The organism is uncultured Roseibium sp., from assembly GCF_947496995.1.
GTDB lineage: Bacteria > Pseudomonadota > Alphaproteobacteria > Rhizobiales > Stappiaceae > Roseibium.
Genome location: NZ_CANMFD010000001.1, coordinates 1,793,738 through 1,807,512, shown reverse-complemented (window position 1 = coordinate 1,807,512; position 13,775 = coordinate 1,793,738). Strand labels below are relative to the sequence as shown.

Genomic DNA, 13,775 nt, shown 5'->3' with positions numbered 1-13,775 from the left:
AAAAAGCCGGTGAAGTTCCGGGCGGACGTCAAGAAAAGGATGGGGCAGCGTCGACGGCAGTGATCGCGATACGCAAGGTCCCGGGTGTTATCCTATCCGCACGATCAGTTCATCCACCAGCAGACCGACCTCCTGCGCCGCCTTGCTGGAGGGCGCTTCCTCCATCACCGAGTGTCCTCTTCCCATGGCCGAGGCGAAAACGGTGCGGTTTCCAAGGCGGGCGTCCAGGGCATCGTAACCGGAGGCCTTGATCGCATCCGCCATTTCCTGCGTAAGGGACGCGCGGGGCGGTACCCGGTTGAGAATCAACAGGGCGGGCGTATCCTCGCGGGCGGCCAGTTGAACGGTTTGCGCCGTTGCCCACAGGTCGACCGGTGTCGGCTGGATTGGAACGATCACGAAATCGGCGGCGTCAATGGCGGGCTTGGCGTCGGTGTCGGTCTTGGGCGCCGTGTCGATCACCACGTAGCCGTGGGATCTGGCAAGCGATCTTGCTTCCCGCCGCGCGCCCCAGCCGGATGCAGTGCGAAATTCCAGGCCGGTGTTGTCCTCTCCCAGCCGGTTTTCCCGCGCTTCGTACCAGGTGCCGAGAGACCCTTGCGGGTCCACATCGAGGATTGCGACCGGTTCGCCCGATTGTCTTGCGAGCGCCACGGCGAGATGCGCAGCGAGCGTCGTTTTTCCCGAGCCGCCCTTTTGCTGCGCAACAGTCAAAATTCGTCCCGACATGTCATTCCTCCAGAAAATCGCCAATATATTGCGCCGCGTTCTACTGCATTGCAACAAACCATTGCCGGACACGATGCATATACGCATCGCCATCAGGTTTGATGAAGTAAACCGCGCTGCAAATCGGGTATCGTTTCGAAAGAACGCAGGGATCCGGAGAGCTTTCAAAGCCCCCCACCCGTCTTTCTGGAAAACGTCGCGTTAAATTGACCTCAGGAAATCGCCCGACCGCATTTGCAATGCAAACGCTGCCTTAGGCGCATTCCTTCCGCTTAAACGCGGCAGTCTCTAGCGTCCACCAAGGGCGTAATAGACGTTCCAGGAGGGCCGACCCGTTTCCGGCATGCCGTATTTAGCTTCCGCCTTGCGGATACCCGCCCGCGTTGCCGGACCGACCTTGCCGTCAGGCTCGCCCACGTCGAAACCGTTCCGGTTCAGCAGTTTCTGGAGGTCGAGCCGCTGGGCCCGGGACAGCCCGGGATTGTTGGTCGGCCACGGGGTCTTGAACGGCTCGCCGCCGGAAACCAGTTCGGACAGAAGGGCAATCGCCAGGCCGTAGGATGTCGAGGCATTGTAGGATCGCAGCGCGCGGAAGTTCCGGGTGACGAGAAAAGCCGGTCCATTCGCACCGGCCGGGCGGATCAGCGCCGCCTCGAGATTGCCGGAAAGACGGTTGCCATCGATGCCGACAAGGCCGCGTTTGCCCCAGGTGGCGAGCGAGGAATAGGACTTCCGGCCGGAAGGACCCGAGTATCCGTCCGGCACCTTGACCTCATAGCCCCAGGCACGGCTGTTCTTCCAACCGGCGTTCTTCAGAAAATTCGCCGTCGACGCGAGCGCGTCCGGCACCGAGTTGACCAGATCCTTGCGGCCGTCGCCGTCGTAATCGACCGCCAGACTGTTATAGGTGCTCGGCATGAACTGGGTCTGGCCGAAAGCCCCCGCCCAGGACCCGCGAAAATCCTTTGCCGGAACATCGCCGCGCGAGGCGATCTGCAAGGTCTTGATCAGTTCGCCGCGGAAATATTTCTGGCGGCGTTTACCCGCGCAGGCCAGGTTCGCCAAGGCGTGCGGCGTATAGAAGTCGCCCTGAAACTGGCCGTAATCGCTTTCGATGCCCCAGACGGCCAGCACCACGTGACGATCCACACCGTAGCGTTTCTCGATCGCGGCCAGCGTGCGGGCGTGTTTCTTCAGGTTCGACTTGCCATCCTTGATCCGCTGAGCGTCGACCAGAAAGGCCATATAGTCCCAGATTTCAGTCTTGTGTTCAGGCTGGGACGTGGAAAAGCGGATGACCTTCTCGTCATATTTCGCGCCCGAGAGCATGCTTTCGGCAACGTCCGGACGAACGCCTGCGGAGACAGCCTGTTTCTTCAGGGCCGCGACACAGCTTTCAATCGCATGCGCCGGACCGGTTGCCGGAAGGAACCCAAGTCCGCCTCCTATGACCGCAGCTGCCAGTTTCCATTCCATGCCTTGTCGCATTGCCCGCTCCGTCCCCCTCGAATCACCTCAAGACGCTGCCATGCCACCACGACCTAAATGCGGCACAAATCAGGATCTGGCAGTTATCAAGCGAAAAGCAATGACAGATGACATCACCCGGATTTTCGGCCCTCGATCAATTTGCGGCGCAGCCAGCCTGAAGTCTGGTCCATCGCTATGACCACAACGATGGTGAGAATGATGATGTAGCTGGTGTTTTCCCAGTCGCGGGAGGTCTTCATGGTTTCCACCAGAAGCAGGCCGATGCCCCCTGCCCCGAGCGCGCCGATGACTGTGGCCGAGCGGGTGTTGGATTCCAGATAATAAAGCACCTGGGAGACGAACACCGGCAGGATCTGGGGGATCACGCCAAAGCGGTAGCGCTGGATCTGGCTTGCCCCGGTCGCCTTGACGCCTTCCACCTGCCTGTTGTCGATGTTTTCCAGAGCCTCGGAAAACAGCTTTCCAAGCGAACCTGTGTCCGTGAAGGCAATTGCCAGCGCTCCGGTCAGCGGCCCGAGCCCGAAGGCGCGGATGAAGATCAGCGACCAGATCAGCATGTCGATGCCGCGCAGGAAATCGAACAGCCGGCGGGTACCGAACCGCAGCACCTGCGACGGGGTGAAATTACGCGCCGCCAGAAAGGCCAGCGGCAGGCCGAACAGGGCGGCCGTGAGGGTTCCGAGCACGGCCATCATGATCGTTTCGAACAGCGCCACGAACACATCGCCATGCTGCCAGTCGGGATTGCCAAGGAATTCGTGAACGATGAACCACAGGTTCGAATAGTCCGGATCCAAACGGTCGGCACTGAGCGCAAGCGCATAAAGCTGGCTGAAGGACTGGCCATGCAGCGGCGACCTGAACGGGAACCAGAAATTTTCCCAGCCGCCGAAATAGTTATGGATCTCGATCTTTGTCTTGGTGACCTGCAAACGCTTGTCGAGGCTGGGGCGGGCGTCGAGCTTGCGCGGATCGTCCTTGAGCCAATCGGGAACCTCGCCCTCGGGAAGGATGGTCTCGACGCCCTTTTTGGTAGCCGTCGTCTCGATCATTCCATAGCCGGGAACGTCGAAATAGGCCGTGTTGCCCTTGATCTCGACGGTGTAGCCGTCGCCAAGGTCGACAAAGGCGTTTTTGCCGTCGAGCGTCACCCAGTCGGGCAGCTCTGCGTTGTCATAGGTGGCGGTCCGCTCGCCTTCGATCGCAACTTCCATCTCGCCGCGGCGGAAGTCCTTGGTGACGTGCACCTTGTAGGCGACGGAGTCCGTAGCCAGGATCGCCGCCCGTTCGGGCTGGGCCCTGGACAGAAGGTCCGACACGTCGAATGCGAACCACGTGTAGACGAGATAGGCAACGACGGCCAACGGTGCCAGAACCGTTATCCAGGCTCTGCGGCGCACCTTCTGCCAGACATCGCCGAGATTTACGACCGGTTCGAGGGTATCGGTTGTCATGTCAGATCCCCTCAATGCGCCCGGCCGGAGCCGACCAGCCTGCCGCGCAGGTAGGACGACAGCTGGTCGATGGCCATGATGGTGAGAAACAGGAGCACGAAGATCGCCGCGGTTTCATCCCCTGCCCCCTTGCCCCAGCCGATGGTCCGCCGGAGTTCCTGGCCGATACCACCCGCACCGACGAAGCCGAGAATGGCCGAGGCGCGCACGTTGATTTCAAGACGGAGAAGAAAGTAGCTCAGGTAGTTCGGCGCGACTTGCGGCATCACCGCGAAGCGGATGCGCTGCAGCCAGCTCGCGCCGCAGGCGGACAGGCCCTCAATGGGTCTGCGATCGATGTTCTCGTTGACCTCGGAAAAAAGCTTGCCCAGCGCCCCGGCCGTGTGGAAGGCAACGGCGATCATGGCCGGCACCGGGCTGGAGCCCAGAACGAAGATCAGGAACAGCGCGACGATCAGTTCCGGAAAGGCGCGCATGATGTCCATCATGCGCCGGACCACCGGAATGAGCGGACCCCAGCTGTCGACGTTACGTGTGGAGGCCATGGCCAGAACGACTGCAATCGCACCGCCGAGAAGGGTCGCGACCCCGGCGATGTTCAGCGTTTCCAGCATCGCCGGAGCAAAATGCACCACCAGCGCGAAAAACGCCGGACCGGCCTGCCAGGCCTCCACGACGATCTCGCCGGGATAGTCGAAGAACTTGGACAGGCCCTGCAGAAAGCCGCCGGAATTCATCTCGTTGGCCTTCGAATAGCCGGAAACGAGAACCGCAACCAGCAGCAACAGGCCGATCATCGAATAGAGCTGGCGGTGTTTGCGCAGCGACAGAATTTCCTGCTCGAGAGCGGCAACGGCCATGTCGGTGGAACCTTGAAGTTATGGTTTTGAATGTCCGCTCCGGCTTTCTACGGAGCCTGGACAGATGCCGGACTCCCGACGTGTCATTACTACGCAAGCAGGGATGACACCCGGAGGAAACGGATACCAAAACGCGGACCGGAGACCGGCCCGCGTTCTTTTGGAACGATGTGATTATTCGCTCTTGGCCTTGCGTGCTTCCACGATGGAAACGTAAGCGTCGTGGGTGATCGGCATGAAGCCCTTGGTGTCACCTGCTGCAACGCCGTAAGCGCATTCCGGATCGAGGGAGTTCAGAGACGCCATCAGAGCTGTCATCTGGATCTTCACGTCTTCCGGCAGCTTCTTGGACAGAACGATCGGGCCTTCCGGGATCACCGGCGAACGCCAGATTTCCTGGATTTCGGTCATGTCGATCAGACCGGCATCGGAAGCCTTGCGCAACGCGCCGGAGTTGTAGCCGTCTTCCCATTCGCCGAGGCCGTCGGCCCAGGTGACGCCGGCGTCGATGTCGCCGTTGGAAACGGCAACGATGGTCTGCTCATGGCCGCCGGTGAAAACGACATCGCCGAAATAGTCGCCCGGGGTCATGGAGTAGCCGAGTTTCGGAATTTCGATGGAGGGGATCAGGTAGCCGGAAGTGGAATTGGGGTCACCAAAACCGAACTTCCTGCCCTTCATGTCTTCCAGAGAGTTGATCTCGCTGTCGACGCGGGCGAAGCCGATGGAATAGTAGCCGTAGCTGCCGTCGACGTTGACCTTCACCAGCACCGGATCAACAGCTTCCGGATCGGTCAGAAAGACCTTCGCGTAGCCGGACGCGCCGAGCCAGGCCATGTCGAGGTTGCCGCCGAGCAGGCCTTCGATCACGCCGTTATAGTCGGCCGGGGCGAAGAGCTTGACCGGAACACCGAGCAGGTCGGCGGTTTTCTCTTCCAGGCACTCGTAGGCGCGCAGACGGTCCGAAGCGTTTTCACCGCCCAGGATGCCAATGCGGAATTCGGTGATTTCTGCTGCACCGGCAACAGAAGCGTTCAGAGCGATCATGCTGACAGCAGCAAGCGCGGCAATTTTGGAAACGAGTTTCATTTGGGACACTCCCCGAGAGTTCTCGATGTAGATGACGTTTGGAAGATGCGCGGGCGGCTCAAACCGCCGCCGCCGCCGGGGTCATCGCTCCGGCGGATTCTTGTGAACCGGACTGGCCGGCATCGATGGCAGTGGAGGTCGCGGCCTCGTTGAAGCTTTCATTGGCGCCATAGATCTCGCGTGCGACGTGGGTCGTCAGCTCCTCGGGCTTGCCGTCAAAGACAAGGAACCCGTCGCGCATGCCGATCACCCGGTCGCAATAGTTGCGCGCCGTATCGAGCGTGTGCAGATTGCAGATGACGATCTTGTTGTCGCGCTCGTGGATTTCGCGCAGTGCGTCCATGACGATCTTGGCGTTCATGGGATCAAGCGAGGCGATCGGCTCGTCCGCAAGGATCATGTGCGGGTCCTGCATCAGTGCGCGGGCGATCGCCACGCGCTGCTGCTGGCCGCCCGACAGTTCCTCGGCGCGTTTGTTGGCTTCCTGGACAATGCCGAGACGGTCGAGCGCGGCGAGCGCAGTCCTGACATCGTCCTCGCCGAAGATATTGAAGAGGCTCTTGAGCGTCCCGTGGCCGTTCAGACGCCCGAGCATCACGTTGGTCACCACGTCGAGACGCGGGACCAGGTTGAACTGCTGGAACACCATGGCGCAATCGCGCTGCCAGCGGCGCATCATGCCGCCCCTGAGGCTGAGGATGTCACGGTCTTCGAAGAGGATCTGGCCGGACGTTGCCGGGGTCAGCCGGTTGATCATGCGCAGCAGGGTCGATTTCCCCGCGCCGGAGCGCCCGATGATCCCGATCATCATTGGCTTGCCGATGTCGAAACTGACCTTGTTCACCGCGGTCCGAAACCCGAAGGTCTTGGTCACTTCTCGAAATTGAATCACCCGCCAGCCCTGTCCGTGTCTGTTCATCTTGCCAGCGACAAGAGCCATCGGACCGTTACAAACAGATGACAGTTACTTGAACCGAAGGTCAAAGATTTATGACAGATGAATGACATTCAAGCGGGACAGCCGGCAAATCCGCGAAGTTCTGAAAACTTCAGCTTCACAATCAGCGACTTATTTATAAAGGCGAGAAAAAACGAATTGCCGCTTTTTGAAGCAGACGCGGATCTTTGTGCCAGACGACCCGCGATCAGGCATTCAGATTTTCATGGTGAAGAGTGTTCAAAAAACTGAATACTGTCATAGGGGTGTCATCTATCCGTCATCACGCACTTTGTCTGGCTCGCTATAAACCTCATTCGCCTGTCTGCAACCCTCCATCCGGAGCATCGAATGTCCGTCCCAACGCAAAAACCCGTGCTGAGCGAAGCCCCCAATGTTCACGTCGAGGCAACGGTCCTTGATTGCGAACTTGGCATCTGGACGGAGGTAGGCGCGCGCACCGAAATGCGCGAGAGCCGCATGGGCGACTATTCCTATATCGTCGAGGATGGCGACGTGGTCTGGTCGACCATCGGAAAGTTCTGCTCCATCGCCCGCCGCGTGCGCCTCAATCCGGGCAACCACGCCACCTGGCGCGCGTCCCAGCACCACTTCACCTACCGTGCGGCGGCCTATGGGCTGGGTGAGGACGATGCCGGCTTCTTCCAGTGGCGCAAGGATGACTGGGTGACCATCGGCCACGATGTGTGGATCGGCCACAATGTCACCGTGCTTGCCGGCGTCACGATCGGAACCGGCGCGATTATCGCCGCGGGCGCCGTCGTCTCGAAGGATGTCGCGCCCTACACGATCGTCGGCGGCGTCGCCGCAAAACCGATCAAGCGCCGGTTCACGGTTCCCCAGGAGGAAGCCCTCATGGAAATCGCCTGGTGGGACTGGACACACGCGCAGCTCAAGGAACGACTGCCGGATTTCCGCCAGTTGCCGATTGACGCCTTTATCGAGAAATACCGGTAAAGCCCATTGCCCCCTTCCGCGCAAAGACGCGATACGGGCGAGTTAACTTTGCGACGAGACCTGGCTCTGTCCGGACCAGCGGTGATAGACCGCCCCGCGCAGGGTGGCGGGCAGAAGACCGAGGGCGCCGATGGCTGCGGACATGGGACGCGGGAAGGAAATTTCGGTCCGCCCCGACCTCGCCGCACCGACGATCTGCCTCGCAGCCTGCCGAGGGGTCATGCTGAACGGCCGCCAGGTGCCGCTCTCTCCCATGCCTTCACTGAGGAAGCCTGGCAGTGCGATCGTGATTCCGACGCCGGTGCCCGCAAGGCGCGCGGACATTGAAAGTCCGTATGCCCTCAGCCCCGCTTTTGTCGCCGCATAGACGGGCGCATCCGGATAACCGAGCAGCGCCGAAAGCGAACTTATCAGAACGAGCCGCCCTCCGCCGTTGCCAATCATCATTTCCGAGGCGATGCGGCACTGTTCGATGGCCGACCTCAAGTTGATCTCAATCAGCGAAGCGGTCCGCCCAGGATCCTCGCAAAGCGCCCCTTGCGGAGACGGTCCGCCGAGCCCTGCATTGACAATCATCCAGTCGAGCGGCGCTCGCTCGCGGCATGCGGCGAGCCAGAGCCTCAGCGCATCGTCATCACCGACATCTACCGGTGCCGGGTGGATCTCGGCCCTTCCCTCCTCCGGCACCCTCCGGGAAATGCCGTCAAGACGGCCGATATCGAGATCGGACACGGACAGATGCGCGGCCAAGGGCGACAGGACGTCGATCAAGGCACGACCGAGTTGCCCTCCCGCACCGCTAATGGCCACATGCCGCGGCCTTGACCCGCTCATGCCGCACTCATCGCGCTTTCTCCGGCACCGGTGAGCGCTTCGGGAAACCGGGTACTGACAGTTTGAAATGCTTCCAGGGCCCGGCAAAAACCGGCCTCGGTCAGAGTCGGAGGGAAAGTGATCCGAAGCAGATCCTTGCCCTTCGGCACACCGGGATTGACCGCCGGGCTGACAAGAACTCCGGCGTCTGCAAGCGCCATGGTCACCTTGAAGGCCAGAGCATCATTTCCCAACAGGATAGGCACCATCTGGGTTCCGTCTCCGCCGCATCGCCATCCCATGGAACGCAAGGCCTGACGCGCCCGGTCTCCAAGAGCGCAGGCCCGTTCCGCGATTTCCGGCTCCGCGATCAAAATGTCGAGGGAGGCAAGGGCTGCCGCCGCTTGCCCTGGGGCAAGAGCATTGCTGAAAAGAAAGGAGCGTGCGTTGAAACGAAGGTGATCGATGAGATCCGCGGAGCCGGCGACGAACCCGCCCGTCGAGGCGAAACACTTGCTGAAGACACCCATGATGACCGGAATCCTGTCGGTCATGCCCGTTGCATGTGCAAGGCCCCGCCCCTGCGGCCCGAGAACGCCACAGCCGTGGGCATCGTCCAGCATGACCCAGGCGCCATGCTTGTCGGCCACGTCGACGATCTGCTCAAGCGGCGCGACGTCGCCTGCCAGGGAATAGATGCTGTCGATCAGGACCAGCTTGCGCTCATGTTCCGACCCCGCCAGCCTGGCGCTCAGATCCTCGACGTTGTTGTGGCGGATGCGATATCGCTCCGCGCCGGAGAGCATCACCCCGTCGAGAATGCAGGCATGGACTTCGGCATCGAAGTAGGCGCCGTCGTGACGGCCGATCAGTGCCGGAATGGCGCCAATGTTGGCAAGGTAGCCCGTGGTGAAGACGAGCGCCGCTTCCTTGCCGAGAAAATGGGCCAAGCGGGTCTCAAGCTCCTCATGGACGGGCCTAGTTCCCGTCAGAAGGCGGCTCGACGTACAGGAGGTGCCGTATTTCTCGCTCGCCCTGGATGCCGCTTCGACCACGCGAGGGTCCTGCGCGAGGCCCAGGTAATTGGTGGAGCCGAGCAGGAGAAGCCTGCGGCCGTCGATGTCGGCCTCGTTCTGTCCTGCCGGCGTCTGGGCCTTGTGGTAGAGATAATGCCCGTCGGTACGGATTTGTCGGACGCGCTGCATCATCGCGTTGTCGTAAATCCTGTTTTGAAATGCGGTATCCGCCGCCTGACGCTTGTTGCTCATAAATGCCCCCACTCAAATTACCAACACCACCATGAATACCTGCGCTTTATACGCTTTTATATTTCACCCTACAATTGTATTCGTGAATATATACATGTTATTTATTTATTAAATTTTGAATATTACTTAAATATATTATAATTTACTATCTAAGTATACGTAAATTCATTCATTATTCTAAGCTCGATCTTGTTGGCTTTTTCCGGAGATGCCCTGAAATGATATTCTGACGGATGACCGGCTTCATCTCTCCGTACCCCATGAGGATGACGGTGCGGCTTAAACCGGCGGTGCGGGATCAATCAGGGGCCATCGGTCATGGTGTGGCACGCTGATGGCAATCACCTGAGGGAACGGACCCCACGATCAGATCGGGAAGCGCTTTTCATTCCCCTGGACGTGCTGATATGGTTTGCCGCACTCTTGCAGGATGAAGACCGATGGTAATGCGTGAAGCCACATGCCGTTGCGGCCAGTTGAAGGCGGTTTGCCAGGGCGAACCGGTGCGCGTTTCCGTCTGTCATTGCCTTGAATGCCAGAAACGCACTGGAAGCGCCTTTTCCGCCCAGGCCCGCTGGCCGGACGACAAGGTCACTCTCAGCGGAGAGTTTTCAGAATGGCATCGGACAGCAGACAGCGGTCACAAGGCCACCTACAGGTTTTGCCCGACCTGCGGCGCCACTGTTTCCTATGTGATCGAAGGATGGCCGGGTGTCATCGCCATTCCTCTCGGGGCGTTCGCCGATCCGCAGTTTCCGGCCCCGCGCTTTTCCGTCTATGAACATCGCAAACATGACTGGACGACCGTTCTGGGAGAAAACGTGGAACACTCGTCGGACCCGGCCATTGCCTTTACCCAGGGCGAACTCCGTCCGGCAAAACAGGATCAGGTCTGAGTTTTGGCTCCGCTTACCCGCATAATTCTTTACGTCAGGGATGTGGAACGCAGCGCAGCGTTCTACGCGTGTCACTTCGGATTTTCCGTTCTCCAATCTCCGGCAGACAGGATCACCGAACTGGTCCCTGCAGACGGCGGTGCGCATCTTCTTCTGCACAAGGCCGGCAAAGCGCAGAAACTCGGTCAGGTGGCGGTGAAGCTGGTCTTCGACATCGAGGACATTCCCGGCTTTTGCGCGACGGCAAAGAGCCAGGGACTTGTTTTCGGAACGTCTCATCAGGCGGACGGATATCAGTTCGCGAACGCCAAGGATCCCGATGGCAATTCCCTGCAAGTGTCCAGCCGGGCCTATCGCGAAACCGCGAGCGGTTAAGGTGTGGACTCCCCCGTCGATAGCTTTCGCGTTAAGCTCGCTTCATGTCGAATGAAACCGCAGTCCTGGAAACCAGTCTCGGCGCCTCCTTACGCCGGTGGAGGGTGCTGAACCGCATCAAGCAGGAAGCGCTGGCCTGTGATCTTGGTGTTTCCCAGAGCAGGATTTCCCGCTGGGAGAGCGGTCTTGCGCAGCCGAATGGCGTGGAAAGAGCGAAAATCACCCGGCTGCTCCGCGCCCGGCCGCAAACAGCCGCCGACCGGGCCTTGCTGGATCTGGTAACACTGGCATCGGAACCGGTTCATCTGGTTTGCGATCTCACTCACCGTCTTCTGGCGATTTCTCCGGCGCGGGCACGGGAGTGGCATCTGCCGGTCGCGCAGTTCATGAACCGTCCGCTCTGGCGATTTGCCTCGGACGGTATCCGGGCAATGGAATTCAAACTGGTGGACTATGGCTGGTTCGAACCGATGTCCGCGGATATCGTCTACGAGACCGAGCGGGCAAGTTTTCCCGAGATGACCATCCCGGAAAGCCGGATCAGGATTTCCCGGCTGCCGCTTTCGGACGGCAGCTTTGCCCGCCTGGTGCGCGAAGCTCCCCGGGACGCGCTGCGCGCATAAAATATTCACCGCATGGCCTGGCATGGGCGAGCCCGTTACTCTTGCCGTCATGACACAGATGACACCCCCTCCTCCCGTGTGCGACCAGCAGATGGACGACAAAAGACTGTCCGGGATCCTGGCGTTTCTCCAGTCCGCCGAACAGCTGAAGGACACGATCCGGTCCGGCTCGACCCGCAACGGCCGGCCGGAAAGCACAGCCGAGCACAGCTGGCGCCTCGCGCTCATGGTGCTGCTTCTTGAGAAGGAGCTTGCAGGCATCGATTTTCTCAAGCTCTTGAAGCTCTGCCTGATCCACGATCTCGGAGAGGCGATATCCGGGGACATTCCCGCTCCCGACCAGAAGCCAGGCGACGATCGCCAGGAGCGCGAACGGCGGGATTTCCAGACCCTTTGCACGGCACTCCCCAAGGACCTGGCGGAAGACCTGATTGCCTTGTGGGACGAATACGCCAAGGCCGCGTCAGTGGAGGCACGCTTTGCCAAGGCCTTCGACAAGCTGGAAACGATCTTCCAGCATCTGCTGATGCCGCCGCCCGGCGCAAGCTTCTACAAGTTCAATCTGACCTACGGACGCGACCGCACGGAGTATCATCCGCTGACACAGCAGATCCGTGAGCGGGCCGACGCCGGAACCCGCGAAATGATCCGGGTTCTGGAAGACGCGGTCTCCCGGTCTTCAACCAACCTTGCTGTTGATGAACAGTAATCGTTTGATTTTACGCTCGTGAAAGCCTGTCCACACATCCTCGGGACAGATGCCGCCTTCATCGTCCCCAGAGCTTGATGATCCATATTCTACAAGTACTTGACCACGACAGAACAAGCATTTTTCCGTCAACCGGGACAATGCGATCAAACGGGTTCCTATCAAGTGAGCTTGGTATAAGGTGCCGTTTCCATGTGGAATGTCAGGTAACGCATCCACTCTATTGAACGTGAATTTTTGGGGGTGAATGTGAAGTCAGGCAAAATCTTCAGCGGTGCTGTTTTTATAGGATCACTCTTGGCCGGTTGCCAAAGCGACGGTCAGAACGACGGCCCGGGCTACGGGTCCAGGCCTTATTCGGATCCCGTTTTCACGGGTGCCGAACCGATTATGCCACCCCCATTCAACGGGCGTATCAGTCGTGACTATTCCAGCTCGAAAACCAAAAGCTGGGTGTCTTCGGACGGAACCATTCACAAGAAAAGTTCAGGCACAAGCGTCAACATGTCCGTCGATCCCAATGCCGCCGCCGACATGGTCGCAGAGCTGTTGGGGACGACATCCGGTGGGAACAGTTACACCCACAACGCCGCAGCTTCTCCCCAGTCTTACGTTGGCAAATGGAGCATCTCGATATCTGGCAGGGAGTGCAGCCTGACATTGCGCCAGGGGCAAGGCAGCGGTGGCAGCGCGACGGTGTTCGGCTGTCTGAACACGGAACTCTCAGACGTCAGACGTTGGAGCCTGCGTGGCTATGAACTGGTTCTGATCGGCATGTTCGACAAACAGATTGCGAGTTTGCGGGTGACCCAGCCAAACCGAATGGATGGCTCTGCCCACGGAAAGACGCGGGTCACCGCCTGGCGGTAAAGATTGACGGCAGTCCGGGGGATATTTGCCTTGGGCCGCCATTTCTCCTTTGAGCTGAAATCCCGTTTTGGCCCACTTCGGTGCGGAGCCTGTCGTTTGATTTCTGGGCTTTTGCCACCCGTAATTGCAATGTCATTCTCAAGGCCGGAGCCCTTGAACCGGACCGGTTCTGAAGTGTTGTAATATGCTGCCTGCGTTCAACCGGATGCAGGGTGCTCCTGAGGAGGAACAATCATGTACACTATTCTGCCGCGCAGCCGGGGCTCCGTTCTGGGTATCGAAATCAACGGAAAAGTGGATATCGCCCAGGAAAGGGAGCTTGTCGCCAAGGCGGAAGAGCTGATCGGTGCACATGGCAAGATCAGCCTGCTTGTGGTCCTCGGAGATCACGTGGGCACATCATTCGAAGCGGCCATGGCGGACATGAAGTGGACGCTCGCCAACATGAAGCACCTGGCGAAGATCGCGATCGTCAGCGACAGCAAGCTGCTGGCTGCCCTCGTGGCCGTCGACGCGGCATTCGCGAAGCTGGCCAGCATCGAGGAAAAGCATTTCGACAAGGCCGACGTCGAAACCGCCTGGCACTGGATCGAAAGCTGATTGCTCCACCCTTCCGGTGCGCATTTCGTTCAGCCGGTTCTGGGGAACAGCTCTCCGGAAAACCATGGATCATGTGCAGATGC

15 protein-coding genes are annotated in these 13,775 nt (G+C 59.7%); 7 read left to right on the top strand and 8 right to left on the bottom strand.

The window, feature by feature from the left end; genetic code table 11:
- Nucleotides 1-87: 87 nt before the first annotated feature.
- The 6 genes from parA to phnC form a co-directional block, all read right to left on the bottom strand.
- A complete protein-coding gene (gene parA / locus Q1B40_RS08055; protein ID WP_299812223.1) occupies nt 88-729 on the bottom strand; it encodes a ParA family partition ATPase in 642 nt (213 codons plus the stop codon).
- A gap of 288 nt (nt 730-1,017) precedes the next feature.
- On the bottom strand, nt 1,018-2,217 hold the full coding sequence (locus Q1B40_RS08050; protein ID WP_299812221.1) for a lytic murein transglycosylase: 1,200 nt from the start codon (nt 2,215-2,217) through the stop codon (nt 1,018-1,020).
- Nucleotides 2,218-2,330: 113 nt separating this feature from the next.
- Complete coding sequence (gene phnE, locus Q1B40_RS08045; protein ID WP_299812219.1) at nt 2,331-3,674, bottom strand: phosphonate ABC transporter, permease protein PhnE; 1,344 nt, start codon at nt 3,672-3,674, stop codon at nt 2,331-2,333.
- An 11-nt stretch (nt 3,675-3,685) separates the two neighbouring features.
- Complete coding sequence (gene phnE, locus Q1B40_RS08040) at nt 3,686-4,534, bottom strand: phosphonate ABC transporter, permease protein PhnE (protein ID WP_299812193.1); 849 nt, start codon at nt 4,532-4,534, stop codon at nt 3,686-3,688.
- Nucleotides 4,535-4,708: 174 nt separating this feature from the next.
- Nucleotides 4,709-5,623 (bottom strand): phosphonate ABC transporter substrate-binding protein, encoded by a 915-nt coding sequence (gene phnD, locus Q1B40_RS08035; protein WP_299812191.1) that lies wholly within the window; start codon nt 5,621-5,623, stop codon nt 4,709-4,711.
- A gap of 58 nt (nt 5,624-5,681) precedes the next feature.
- Entirely contained in the window at nt 5,682-6,515 is an 834-nt protein-coding gene (gene phnC, locus Q1B40_RS08030; RefSeq protein WP_299812582.1) for a phosphonate ABC transporter ATP-binding protein, read from the bottom strand.
- Nucleotides 6,516-6,911: 396 nt separating this feature from the next.
- Between phnC and Q1B40_RS08025 the strand changes: the two genes are divergently transcribed.
- The gene (locus Q1B40_RS08025) at nt 6,912-7,538 is read left to right on the top strand and encodes a DapH/DapD/GlmU-related protein (protein ID WP_299812189.1); all 627 of its coding nucleotides are present in this window, start codon (nt 6,912-6,914) and stop codon (nt 7,536-7,538) included.
- Nucleotides 7,539-7,580: 42 nt separating this feature from the next.
- Here Q1B40_RS08025 and Q1B40_RS08020 read toward each other — a convergent pair whose 3' ends face one another.
- Together Q1B40_RS08020 and Q1B40_RS08015 are read right to left on the bottom strand one after the other, a co-directional pair.
- Nucleotides 7,581-8,372 (bottom strand): SDR family oxidoreductase, encoded by a 792-nt coding sequence (locus Q1B40_RS08020; RefSeq protein ID WP_299812187.1) that lies wholly within the window; start codon nt 8,370-8,372, stop codon nt 7,581-7,583.
- Nucleotides 8,369-9,619: an aminotransferase class I/II-fold pyridoxal phosphate-dependent enzyme gene (locus Q1B40_RS08015; protein ID WP_299812185.1), complete on the bottom strand. Its 1,251-nt coding sequence runs from the start codon at nt 9,617-9,619 to the stop codon at nt 8,369-8,371. The genes Q1B40_RS08020 and Q1B40_RS08015 overlap by 4 nt, the downstream gene beginning before the upstream one ends.
- Before the next feature lie 446 nt (nt 9,620-10,065).
- Between Q1B40_RS08015 and Q1B40_RS08010 the strand changes: the two genes are divergently transcribed.
- The 6 genes from Q1B40_RS08010 to Q1B40_RS07985 all read left to right on the top strand — a co-directional run bounded on the left by Q1B40_RS08010 (nt 10,066) and on the right by Q1B40_RS07985 (nt 13,692).
- Complete coding sequence (locus Q1B40_RS08010) at nt 10,066-10,515, top strand: GFA family protein (protein WP_299812183.1); 450 nt, start codon at nt 10,066-10,068, stop codon at nt 10,513-10,515.
- 3 nt (nt 10,516-10,518) lie between these two features.
- Nucleotides 10,519-10,890, top strand: coding sequence for a VOC family protein (locus tag Q1B40_RS08005; protein WP_299812180.1), 372 nt, complete (start codon nt 10,519-10,521; stop codon nt 10,888-10,890).
- Between the two features lie 44 nt (nt 10,891-10,934).
- Nucleotides 10,935-11,513 carry a helix-turn-helix transcriptional regulator gene (locus tag Q1B40_RS08000; RefSeq protein ID WP_299812178.1) on the top strand — a complete coding sequence of 193 codons (579 nt, stop codon included), beginning with the start codon at nt 10,935-10,937 and terminating at the stop codon, nt 11,511-11,513.
- Between the two features lie 91 nt (nt 11,514-11,604).
- Nucleotides 11,605-12,222 carry an HD family hydrolase gene (locus Q1B40_RS07995; RefSeq protein WP_299812176.1) on the top strand — a complete coding sequence of 206 codons (618 nt, stop codon included), beginning with the start codon at nt 11,605-11,607 and terminating at the stop codon, nt 12,220-12,222.
- 390 nt (nt 12,223-12,612) lie between these two features.
- Nucleotides 12,613-13,092, top strand: a complete 480-nt coding sequence (locus tag Q1B40_RS07990) for an AprI/Inh family metalloprotease inhibitor (RefSeq protein WP_299812174.1) — start codon at nt 12,613-12,615, stop codon at nt 13,090-13,092.
- A gap of 234 nt (nt 13,093-13,326) precedes the next feature.
- Nucleotides 13,327-13,692 (top strand): STAS/SEC14 domain-containing protein, encoded by a 366-nt coding sequence (locus tag Q1B40_RS07985; RefSeq protein WP_299812172.1) that lies wholly within the window; start codon nt 13,327-13,329, stop codon nt 13,690-13,692.
- The last annotated feature ends 83 nt before the right edge of the window (nt 13,693-13,775 follow it).

Excerpts from the sequence above, each read along its gene's own strand:
- parA (WP_299812223.1), bottom strand. The coding sequence starts at position 729 with ATGTCGGGACGAATTTTGACTGTTGCGCAGCAAAAGGGCGGCTCGGGA.
- Q1B40_RS08050 (WP_299812221.1), bottom strand. The coding sequence starts at position 2,217 with ATGCGACAAGGCATGGAATGGAAACTGGCAGCTGCGGTCATAGGAGGC.
- phnE (WP_299812219.1), bottom strand. The coding sequence starts at position 3,674 with ATGACAACCGATACCCTCGAACCGGTCGTAAATCTCGGCGATGTCTGG.
- phnE (WP_299812193.1), bottom strand. The coding sequence starts at position 4,534 with ATGGCCGTTGCCGCTCTCGAGCAGGAAATTCTGTCGCTGCGCAAACAC.
- phnD (WP_299812191.1), bottom strand. The coding sequence starts at position 5,623 with ATGAAACTCGTTTCCAAAATTGCCGCGCTTGCTGCTGTCAGCATGATC.
- Q1B40_RS08025 (WP_299812189.1), top strand. The coding sequence starts at position 6,912 with ATGTCCGTCCCAACGCAAAAACCCGTGCTGAGCGAAGCCCCCAATGTT.
- Q1B40_RS08020 (WP_299812187.1), bottom strand. The coding sequence starts at position 8,372 with ATGAGCGGGTCAAGGCCGCGGCATGTGGCCATTAGCGGTGCGGGAGGG.
- Q1B40_RS08015 (WP_299812185.1), bottom strand. The coding sequence starts at position 9,619 with ATGAGCAACAAGCGTCAGGCGGCGGATACCGCATTTCAAAACAGGATT.
- Q1B40_RS08010 (WP_299812183.1), top strand. The coding sequence starts at position 10,066 with ATGCGTGAAGCCACATGCCGTTGCGGCCAGTTGAAGGCGGTTTGCCAG.
- Q1B40_RS08000 (WP_299812178.1), top strand. The coding sequence starts at position 10,935 with ATGTCGAATGAAACCGCAGTCCTGGAAACCAGTCTCGGCGCCTCCTTA.
- Q1B40_RS07995 (WP_299812176.1), top strand. The coding sequence starts at position 11,605 with ATGGACGACAAAAGACTGTCCGGGATCCTGGCGTTTCTCCAGTCCGCC.
- Q1B40_RS07990 (WP_299812174.1), top strand. The coding sequence starts at position 12,613 with ATGCCACCCCCATTCAACGGGCGTATCAGTCGTGACTATTCCAGCTCG.
- Q1B40_RS07985 (WP_299812172.1), top strand. The coding sequence starts at position 13,327 with ATGTACACTATTCTGCCGCGCAGCCGGGGCTCCGTTCTGGGTATCGAA.